Below are 4,994 nucleotides of genomic sequence, written 5' to 3' on the forward strand. Positions count from 1 at the left end.
GTGTCCGCCCCTTCGGCGTTCGTGGTAGCGGGGACAGGATTTGAACCTGCGACCTCTGGGTTATGAGCCCAGCGAGCTACCGAGCTGCTCCACCCCGCGTCGTGCTCCCGACTGTACGGCACCAGTCGGTGATCACCAACTCGGTTCGGCCCGGGCACCGGCGAACAGCGCGAGGGCCGCGCTGATCTCGTTCGGCTTGAGGGCCGCCGTGGCCAGGTTCTTGCTCTCGCCAGCCGGGGGCTTGGGCGGCCGCCAGTCGATGCCGACGGCGGTCAGTACGGCGACCAGGTGCTGTACGGCGGAGGCCTGGCGGTCGGCGTTCTCTCCGGACAGGACGCGTCCCGCCTTGCTCTGGAGGTCCGCCGGGGCCTTCCTCCGGGAGGCGACCCGTTCCGCGTCGGGCGTAGGGCGGCCACCGCCGCGCCGGGGTCGGTGCGGTGGTGGCCGCCCTCCTCGACGTCGGCGAGCCGCCCCGCCCGGTGGGCCGCCGCTGCGAACGGTGGTCCCGTGCAAGCGCATTGGCCGGGCAGGACGAGTCGGAGGAGTTGGACGGGGCCGACCGGCCGGTCACCAGCCGTCGGTGAGCCGGAGGGCGTGGGAGAAGGAGGCTCCGCCCGTGTTCGTCCATTCGTCGAGGACGCCGTAGGTGTCGTTGCGGGCGATGAGGTCGGCGCGGCCGGTGCCCCGGAAGTCACCGGCGACCGTCTGGGAGAACGGCCCCCACCCGTCGGTGACGAGCACCCGGCCGGCGAAGGTGCCGTCCCCGTTACCCGGCCACATGTACAGGTTGCCCGTCGCGTCCTCCCTCGCCATCAGGTCCGCGTGACCCGTCCCCCGGAAGTCACCGGCGACCGTCTGCGAGAACGGACCCCACCCGTCGGTGACGAGCACCCGGCCCGCGAAAGTACCGTCCCCGTTACCCCGCCACATGTACAGGTTGCCCGTCGCATCCTCCCTCGCCATCAGATCCGCACGACCCGTCCCCCGGAAGTCACCGGCGACCGTCTGGGAGAACGGCCCCCACCCGTCGGTGACGAGCACACGACCGGCGAAGGAACCGTCCCCGTTACCCGGCCACATGTACAGATTGCCCGTCGCGTCCTCCCTCGCCATCAGATCCGCGCGACCGGTCCCCCGGAAATCGCCGGCGGTGGTCTGGGAGAACGCGCCCCAGCCGGCCGTCAGGTCGGTCCTGGCCGTGAAGGACCCGTCTCCCCGTCCCGCCCACTCGTACAGGTGCCCGTCCGAGTCGTCGCGGGCGACGAGGTCGCCGGTGCCCTTGCCGCGGAAGGCTCCGGCCGTCGTCTGGGAGAAGGTGTGGGAGGGGCTGGCCGGGGCGGGCCGCGGGGCGAGGACCTCGGCGAGGGCCGCGTTCCCGTTGGTGGTGAAGTGCAGGTGGTCGGATGAGACGTAACCGGCGAACGCGGCGCTCGGGTTGAGCGGGTCGCGGGTCGCCCGGTCGAAGTCGTGGAAGCCGTCGATGGCCGTCGTCGTGCGGATCCAGTCGTTGACGCACTGGCGCACCCGGTCGCGGGCGGTGGTGTAGTCGGTGTGGCCCTGGAAGGCGGGGATGGTGGCGACGGTGAAGCGCAGCCCGGCCGCGTGCGCGCGTGAGGCCAGCTGCTGGATGCCCGACTCGAGCGCGGAGTCGGAGGCGTCGTCCATCGTGATGTCGTTGATGCCCTCGTAGAGCACGACGCTCCGCACTCCGGTCTGGGAGAGGACGTCCCGGTCGAAGCGGTTGAGCGCGCTCTGACCGAAGCCGACGCGTCCTCCCGTCCCGTCGGTGAGGATCCGGTTGCCGGAGATGCCCTTGTTGACGATGCCCTCGGGCGTCGGTCGGGCGCTGAGGGCGCGCCCGTAGTCGTCGGCCCAGCGGGTGTTGGAGTCCTGGTCGGTGTGCCCGCCGTCCACCTGCGAGTCGCCGAGGGCGACCACCGTCCCGTCGCTGCCGGCGGCCGTGACGTCCAGGCCGGCCAGGAAGGCCCAGTAGGCGTACGGGGTGGAGAGGTTGGCGCCGCCCGTGTCCTGGGTGCGGTCGGCACCGTCGCCGGGGGCGGAGGTGTAGGAGGTGGTGAGCGTGTACGGGTGGTAGGGCGCGGTGGTGACCTTGTCGGGCAGCCAGAGGCTGACCAGCAGGTTCTCGTCCGCGGTGACCGGGAAGGCGACGGGGTCGCTGTAGACCTCGCCGCCGGGTGGGATGACGGTCCGGCCCGAACCGCCGAAGGTCAGGGTGACCGGCGTGGCCGCCGCCGTGGCCGGGTTCCCGTTCCGGGCCGAAGTCCGGTCCTGGGCCGCGACGGTGACGTGCCCGATGGTCACCGGGTCCGGACTGAAGGTGTTCACCAGGCGGATCCGGGCGGAGCTGCCGCCGATGCTGGTGTGGACGACCATGCGCAGGGTCTGCCGCCCCGCCACGCCCGAGGCTGCCGACGGTCCGGCCAGGCTCATGGCGGTACCCCAACTCCCCGTCCAGGCCGCGGACTCGGGGCGCGGCGCGCCCGGGCCCGACGCGAGCGCGGCGGGGACCGGCCCGCAGCCGGCGGCCGCGTTCGCCGGGGCCGCGGGCGGCAGGGCGGCGAACGCGCCGAGGACGACGGCGGCTGCCGTCATGGCGGACAGGCGGCCCCGCGGTGGGCGGTGGGCGACGTGCACAGGAGTCCTTTCGCCGGGTACGGAAAACCATGTTCCCGCATGGTTCGGGTGACGAAGAAATGGCGGCGATCCGCTTCCCGGAGGAGGAGGTCCGAGAATGCGTCGAGAAATCTCGGAGACCGCTCGCCATCCACCATGCAATCACCCCCGGCCCGGCTTCCGCCAGGAGGAACATCAGGCGGAAGCCATGGGGAAGTTCCAGCAGAAACCGCGCTGTACAGGCGAGATCGGCGGAAAGCAGACGGAGTGGCCTGATCGTGCGTCAGCTGACTGTCGCGCCTGACGGAATTTGCGATATACCGTCTCGGGCACTTTCCGCCCGACAATCCGCCAATCTCCTCCTGGCGTGATCACCTGTCGAACCTCGAAATCTCGAATGAGGGGACATCACATGGCAATCGGACGACGGCAACTCCTCACCTCCCTCGCGCTGACCGCCCTCGCCGCACCCGTCCTGGCCAAGGGGACCGCGACCCGAGCCTCCGCGGCCACGGGTACGGGTACGGGTGCGGCCGCACGTATGGCCGCCGGCTCCGGGCCGCTGTTCATGCAGGTCGTCGCCCACGAGGACGACGACATCCTGTTCATGAACCCGGACCTGTCCAACGCCCTCGCCGACGGCACGCCGTCCGTCACGGTGTTCGTCACCGCCGGGAACATCACCGGTGACCCGTGCGCGGGCGGCTGCTGGGACCCCGCCGGCGACCCGCTGCGCACCTGGAACCGCCAGATGGGCGCCGTCAACGCCTACTCCCGGATGACCGGGGTCGGCGACAACGACCCGGCGACCGACGAGATCGGGCACTGGACGGTCGAGGCGTGGACGGTCGCGGGCAAGCAGGTCGAGCGGTACATGCTCAAGGACCGGTCGGTGCACCTGATCTTCCTCAACCTGCACGACGCCGGGCTCGCCAACGTGCTGAACGGCGGCACCGACACCACGGTCGTCCCGAAGGACAGCCCGCTGTCCGGGCCGTCGACCTACACGGCGGCGGACGTCGTCGAGGCGCTGCGGCAGATCATGGTGACGTACCAGCCGACCGTGCTCCGGGCCCAGGACGAACTCCCGGACACCCGCTACAAGGACGACCACTCGGACCACATCTCCGCCGCGAAGTTCGCGGGCATGGCGGCGAGCCAGTACGGCGGCTCGCTGGTCCAGGTGAACTACCGGGACTACAACATCAGCGACTGCCCGGTGAACCTCGACCCGGCGACGGTCGACACCAAGGGCGTGTTCGTCTCCGAGTACGCCAGCCACGACCACTCGGGCAACTACGAAACCGCCTGGTTCTCCCGGATGTACTACCGCTGGTCGCGGGGCACCTCCTGGGCCGGGCTGAACCAGGACGGCCGACCGCAGGTCTTCGTCGTCCGGGCGGGCTCCCTCTACACGTACTGGCGCCAGGGGGACGGCAGTTGGGGCGGCCCGGCACGGTTCGCCGACCCGGGCGGGCGGCTGGCTCCGGGCATCGCCGTCGGCACCAACGCGGACGGCCGGATGGAGGTCTTCGCCCGCCGCCTCACCGACCACCACATCGTCTCCGTCCCGCAGACCACGCCCAACGGCGTGTGGCGGGACAGCTGGGCCGACCTCGGCAACCCCAACGCCGGGCTCGTCAACGCGGGCCAGGTCGGCGTGCCCGCGGTGGTCGCCTCCCAGGACGGCCGACTGGAGCTCTTCGTCAAGAACGGCGGCGGCGGCCTCAGCGCGATCCGGCAGACCAGCCCGAACGGCGCCTGGACGACCACCTGGGACGACCTGCACGGCACCGACATCCAGGACCCCGTCACCGCGATCCGCAACGGCGTCGGGAGGATCGAGGTCTTCGCCAGCACCCGCGACGGGGTCGTCAACTGGTGGCAGACCGCTCCGAACGACGCCATCAACGGCCCGGGCCCGATCCCGAACTCCCGGCCGGCCAGCCCGCCCAGGGCCGCGCTCGACCAGGACGGCCGCATCGAACTCGCCTACCGCGAGGCCGAAACCGGCGCGATGCTCGTCAGCTACCAGACCCGGCCCGGCGGACCGTGGAGCCAGTCCCCGACCAGCCTCGGCGGCCACAAGGGCGTGGGCGAGCCGGCGATGGCCAACCTCGGCGGTCGGGTCGTCCTGTTCGAGCGCAACGGCGGCGGGGGCGTGAGCACCACCGCCCAGACCGCGCCGAACGCCGGCTACGGCGCCTGGCAGGACCTCGGCGGCACCGTCCTCGACTACCCGACCGCGATCGTCGACGGCAGCGGCGTCCTGTACGTGTTCGCCATCGGCACGGACGGCCGCGTCTACTTCCGCACGGGCACGACGCCCACCAACCTCGGCGGCTGGCAGGGCATGCCCC

At 71.6% G+C, this 4,994-nt stretch carries 3 protein-coding genes and 1 tRNA gene; 1 reads left to right on the forward strand and 3 read right to left on the reverse strand.

Going from position 1 to position 4,994, the window contains the following annotated elements; translation table 11 throughout:
- Positions 1–22: 22 nt before the first annotated feature.
- The 3 genes from ACWDCZ_RS38655 to ACWDCZ_RS38665 all read right to left on the reverse strand — a co-directional run bounded on the left by ACWDCZ_RS38655 (position 23) and on the right by ACWDCZ_RS38665 (position 2,613).
- A tRNA-Met gene (locus ACWDCZ_RS38655) sits at positions 23–99 on the reverse strand.
- 33 nt (positions 100–132) lie between these two features.
- A complete protein-coding gene (locus ACWDCZ_RS38660; protein ID WP_449818397.1) occupies positions 133–519 on the reverse strand; it encodes a hypothetical protein in 387 nt (128 codons plus the stop codon).
- A 48-nt stretch (positions 520–567) separates the two neighbouring features.
- Positions 568–2,613, reverse strand: coding sequence for an FG-GAP-like repeat-containing protein (locus ACWDCZ_RS38665; RefSeq protein ID WP_449818398.1), 2,046 nt, complete (start codon positions 2,611–2,613; stop codon positions 568–570).
- Positions 2,614–3,046: 433 nt separating this feature from the next.
- Here ACWDCZ_RS38665 and ACWDCZ_RS38670 point away from each other — a divergent pair.
- On the forward strand, positions 3,047–4,994 hold a 1,948-nt coding region (locus tag ACWDCZ_RS38670; protein WP_449818399.1), incomplete at its 3' end, for a PIG-L family deacetylase.

The sequence above is a fragment of the Kitasatospora sp. NPDC001225 genome, from assembly GCF_053597855.1.